Raw genomic sequence first — 4,535 nt, forward strand, 5'->3', positions numbered from 1 at the left:
CACGTCCCCTCTCCCCGCCTGCGGGGAGAGGGTTAGGGTGAGGGGCAATCCTGTTTGCAAGTACTCCGGCGAACCGCGTCCACCGATGCTGAGCGAAGCGCAGCGGCTTACGTGAGCGCTCGCTCCTGCAACGAAAATAAGCCCTTCCTAATCCGCATATCTGCGCTACCCTACGTTACATCCCGGTGCGCAACTGCTGCGTCTGGGACGGGAGGCGCCAGTGAAATTGCTAGACTACCTGCCCTACGCCATCGGCTGCGCCGCCGGGCTGCTGCTGTCGCTGGTCGTCGGCGCGGTCTGCAGCCTTTCGGATGACGTGAAGATGGTCGAATCCGTGGCGCTCGTCGTGCTAGGCGGCGGTGTCGCCGAATGGTACTGGAACCAGTTAAGCCGGCGGTAACGGGCAAGCCTTCATAACTCGGCCCTGTTCATCCGCGGGGCCGCCATGACCGAAATCGCCAGCCAGAACCAAGCCGCAGGCAAGCGCCCGGGCCGCGTCGTCGTGGTGACGGCGGGCGGCGAAAACCCATGGATCGTGATCAACGCGCTCGCAAGCCGCTTTGCCGAGGTGGCCGTCGTGGAGGAGCAACCGGAATCGAAGGGCCTGTTCCTACGCCGCCGCGCCCGCAAGCTCGGCTGGCTGACGGCGCTGGGGCAGCTTGCGACCATGATCGCCTCGCGATTCGGCAAGCGCTTCACCCGAAAACGCGCCAAAGAGATCCTTAAGACCTACAAGGTCTCGGGAAAACCCGATCCCTCAATCCCGATCAAGGCCGTCGCCTCGGTGAATGACGCCGACGCCATAACGCAGATCCGCGCGCTCGAACCCGACGCTGTCTTCCTTATCAGTTGCCGCATGCTGAAAGCAGCGACGCTGGCGGCGATGCCCTGCCCGGTCCTCAATTTCCACGCCGGCATCAATCCCGCCTATCGCGGCCTGATGGGCGGCTACTGGGCGCGGGTCAACGACGACCTCGAAAACTTCGGGGCGACCGTGCATCTGGTCGATGCGGGCGTCGACACCGGCGGCGTGCTCTACCAGTCGCGCCAGAACCCTGCCCCCGACGATACGATGCACACCTATCCGCTGCTGCAGACGGCCGCCTCAACGGAGATCGCGATTGCCGCGGTCGCAAATGCGCTCGATCGAAATCTGCGGACCCTCGATGTCGCAGGTCCGTCACGGCAATGGTATCACCCGCCGATCTGGACCTGGGTATGGAACGGCCTGACGCGTCGGATCTGGTAGGCGAAATCCCTTCGCTTGCATCGGCCAGCTGCAGCCTAAAAGCCTGATACTGCGGGCAATCCACGACCGCGGCTCCTGCCCACAACAAGCGGCTCAACTGCGACTTGCGCATCACCGCCAAGACGTCTGATATGGCATCTGCGCGAGCGTCGTTTTTGGACATATCCGACGTCGTGGCGAGATGAGCCCGGACGCCGGGACATGCGCATTGTCGCACTACAGCGCCGCGCGTCTGATGAGACGCACAAAGGTCGCTTTAGCGCTTAGGAGTGCTGCATGTTTTCGGCCTTTGATCGGCACCGATCAAAGGAAACATGCAGGGGGAGGAGAACAACACCCGATGGCAGATCGCATTATCGTCTACTGGCGCGACATTCCGGCCCAGGTCATCATCAAGAAGGGCCGCACGACGGCGAAGCGTGAACTGTCGCTGCGCTTCACCGAGGCGATCGACATGTGCGCCATGCGCACCGGTGCGGCTGAAACCGACGACTACCTCGCCGAATGGCGCAAGGCCGATGCGGTGCCGGTCTCCGACGATCTGGAAACGGAAGCCGATAGCGCCGCCGCCGAGCTCGAAGCCGCCTATGACCGCGAACGTCTGGTGGCGCTCGTCAAGGCCGGAGGCCGCGACAATGGCTGACGCCAAACCCGAGGGCGGCCCGAAGATCATGAAGGGCAATGCCGCACCTGCGGCAAAAGCCGCCACCGGCGCGTTTACGCCGTCGGGCGTGTCGCCGAGCCGCCGCTCGCGCCATAAGTACACGGTGCGCCTCTGGGCGGTGCGCAACTCTCGCTTTCTCGAATGGTTCTACCACCGCTTCGCCGACCTGTTCCTGCTGCTTCATCCGCTCTGGAACGCCATCGGCTACGGCCGCGTCGAGCGGCCGGTCACCTTCGTCGAGCGCCACGTCAAAGGCTTCCTCTTCGACTGTCGCATGTGCGGCCAGTGCGCGCTGTCGTCGACGGGCATGTCGTGCCCGATGAACTGTCCGAAGCAGCTGCGCAACGGCCCCTGCGGCGGCGTGCGCGCCAACGGCAATTGCGAGGTCGAGCCGGACATGCCCTGCGTCTGGGTGCAAGCCTGGAAGGGTTCGCAGAACATGGAGAAGGGCAACGCCATCATGAACGTGCAGAAGCCGGTCAACCAGTCGCTGCGCGAGACCTCGTCCTGGCTGCGCGTGACGGCGGAAGCAGCAGCGCGCCGCGACGCGGCATCCAAGGAAGGCCAGGCATGAGCCCCGACTACAACCCGCACGATCCCGGCGCGCCGCTCGATCCGCTGCCCGGTCATTCCTCCCGCGGCCGGCTTGAACGGGTCTTGCGCCGCGGCGAGTTCGCCGTCACTGCCGAGCTCAACCCGCCCGACAGCGCCAATCCTCAGGACGTCTACGAGCGCGCCGCGATCTTCGACGGCTGGGTCGACGGCATCAACGCGGTCGACGCGTCAGGCGCGAACTGCCACATGTCCTCGGTCGGCATCTGCGCGCTGCTGACGCGCATGGGTTACGCTCCGATCATGCAGATCGCCTGCCGCGACAAGAACCGCATTGCCATCCAGGGCGACGTGCTCGGCGCCTCTGCCATGGGCGTGCAGAACATCATGTGCCTGACGGGCGACGGCGTGCAGGCCGGCGACCAGCCGGGCGCCAAGCCGGTCTTCGACCTCGACTGCATGTCGCTGCTCGAAACCGTGCGCATCATGCGCGACAATTCGAAGTTCCTCTCAGGCCGCAAGCTGACGACCCCGCCGCAGGTGTTTCTGGGCGCTGCGATCAACCCCTTCGCGCCCCCTTACGACTTCCGCCCCTATCGTCTCGCCAAGAAGATCGAGGCCGGGGCCCAGTTCGTACAGAGCCAGTACTGCTTCGACGTGCCGATGTTCCGCGAATACATGAAGAAGGTGCGCGACCTCGGCCTGCATGAGAAATGCTACATCCTCGTCGGTGTCGGGCCGATGGCGTCGGCCAAGACCGCGCGCTGGATCCGCTCCAACGTGCCGGGCATCCATATTCCCGATAGCGTGATTACCCGTCTCGAAGGCGCGCAGGACCAGAAGAAGGAAGGCAAGCAGCTCTGCATCGACATCATCAACGAGGTGAAGGAGATCGAAGGCGTCTCCGGCATCCACGTGATGGCCTACCGCCAGGAAGAATATGTCGCAGAAATCGTGCATGAATCGGGCGTGCTGAAGGGCCGCCAGCCCTGGAAACGCGAGACGCTGCCGGCCGATCAGCTCGTTGCCGAGCGTCTGGAGCAGATCCGCGAAGGCAAGGAAGAAAACCAGCAGCAGATGGCCGAGGCGGCAGCCCACCACCCGCACTGAAGAGACAGCAGACAAAACCGGCGCCGGTCTCCGACGCCTATCATCGATCTCCAGGGCGTGATTACATAGCCCACCGCCAGGACAAAGGACCCTTAATGACCCGCACAATCGTCGCCTCCGCCACCCGCGAGATCATCATCGGCTTTGACCAGCCCTTCTGCGTGATCGGCGAACGCATCAACCCGACCGGCCGCAAGAAGCTCGCCGCCGAGATGATCGAGGGCAACTTCGACACCGTCATCAAGGACGCGCTGGAGCAGGTTGCAGCGGGCGCGACCATGCTCGACGTCAACGCAGGGGTCACCGCCGTCAACCCGAACGAGACCGAGCCGCCGCTGCTCGTCAAGACGCTCGAAATCGTCCAGGGCCTCGTCGACGTGCCGCTGTCGATCGACAGCTCGGTTACCGCTGCGATCGAGGCGGCGCTGCGCGTCGCCAAGGGCCGCCCGCTCGTCAACTCCGTCACCGGCGAGGAAGAGAAGCTCGAAGCGATCCTGCCGCTCTGCAAGAAATACGACGTGCCGGTCGTTGCCATCTCCAACGACGAGACCGGCATTTCCGAAGATCCTGACGTGCGCTTTGCCGTCGCCAAGAAGATCGTCGAGCGCGCCGCCGACTTCGGCATCAAGCCGCACGACATCGTCGTCGATCCGCTGGTCATGCCGATCGGCGCGATGGGCACCGCCGGCCAGCAGGTCTTCGCCCTTCTGCGGCGGCTGCGCGAAGAGCTGAAGGTCAACACCACCTGCGGCCTCTCCAACATTTCCTTCGGCCTGCCGCACCGCCACGGCATCAATGCCGGCTTCATTCCGATGGTCATCGGCGCCGGCATGACGTCGGCAATCATGAACCCCTGCCGCCCGCAGGAAATGGAAGCCGTGCGTGCGGCGAACGTCTTGAACGGCACCGACCCGAACTGCACCCACTGGATCAAGACCTATCGCGACCACAAGCCGGCCG

Annotated in this window: 6 protein-coding genes; all 6 read left to right on the plus strand. The window is 64.3% G+C overall.

Annotated features, from left to right (window positions below):
* Positions 1 to 220 precede the first annotated feature (220 nt).
* The gene (locus L981_RS27070; protein WP_043623762.1) at positions 221 to 400 is read left to right on the plus strand and encodes a hypothetical protein; all 180 of its coding nucleotides are present in this window, start codon (positions 221 to 223) and stop codon (positions 398 to 400) included.
* A 45-nt stretch (positions 401 to 445) separates the two neighbouring features.
* A complete protein-coding gene (locus L981_RS27075; protein ID WP_043623765.1) occupies positions 446 to 1,249 on the plus strand; it encodes a formyl transferase in 804 nt (267 codons plus the stop codon).
* A gap of 340 nt (positions 1,250 to 1,589) precedes the next feature.
* Complete coding sequence (locus L981_RS27080) at positions 1,590 to 1,892, plus strand: virulence factor (protein WP_043623768.1); 303 nt, start codon at positions 1,590 to 1,592, stop codon at positions 1,890 to 1,892.
* Positions 1,885 to 2,487, plus strand: a complete 603-nt coding sequence (locus L981_RS27085; protein WP_043623771.1) for a methylenetetrahydrofolate reductase C-terminal domain-containing protein — start codon at positions 1,885 to 1,887, stop codon at positions 2,485 to 2,487. Before L981_RS27080 ends, L981_RS27085 begins: the two co-directional genes overlap by 8 nt.
* On the plus strand, positions 2,484 to 3,575 hold the full coding sequence (locus L981_RS27090) for a methylenetetrahydrofolate reductase (RefSeq protein ID WP_043623773.1): 1,092 nt from the start codon (positions 2,484 to 2,486) through the stop codon (positions 3,573 to 3,575). The genes L981_RS27085 and L981_RS27090 overlap by 4 nt, the downstream gene beginning before the upstream one ends.
* 95 nt (positions 3,576 to 3,670) lie before the next feature.
* Positions 3,671 to 4,535, plus strand: an 865-nt coding sequence (locus L981_RS27095; protein WP_043623775.1) for a methyltetrahydrofolate cobalamin methyltransferase, incomplete at its 3' end; no start/stop codon positions are given.

Origin of the sequence: Ensifer sp. ZNC0028 (genome assembly GCF_000799055.1) — a bacterium.
Classification (GTDB): domain Bacteria; phylum Pseudomonadota; class Alphaproteobacteria; order Rhizobiales; family Rhizobiaceae; genus Ensifer.